1 pseudogene is annotated in these 401 nt (G+C 70.3%); it reads left to right on the forward strand.

Annotated elements, in window-relative coordinates:
- Nucleotides 1-112: 112 nt before the first annotated feature.
- Nucleotides 113-401, forward strand: a pseudogene (locus tag AC1DF3_RS37185) (amidohydrolase family protein); the annotation flags it as partial.

Consider the following 401-nt stretch of genomic DNA (forward strand, 5'->3'; position numbering starts at 1 on the left):
CTGGGCTCGCTGAACCAGCTGCGCAACGGCACCACCACTGGGCTCGCTGAACCAGCTGCGCAACGGCACCACCACCATCGTCGACTGGTGCCACATCCTGCGCGATGCCGAGATGACCGACACCGCCATCGATGCCCTCGAGGAGTCCGGCGTGCGCGCCGTCTTCGCCCGCGGCACCGTCAAGCCGCCCGAGCGACCCGGCGAGGTGCCCTATCACAAGAAGCCCTTCCCCCGCGAGGAGATCGAGCGCCTGCGCAAGGGCCGCCTCGCCTCCGACGACCGCCTGGTCACCCTGGCCATGGCCATCCTCGGGCCCGACTGGGGCGAGTACGACGTCGCCGCCCACGACATCCGCCTGGCGCGCGAGTTCGGCCTCATCAACTCCGCCCACACCTATGGCC

It is taken from the genome of Variovorax sp. 10N432 (assembly GCF_056394465.1).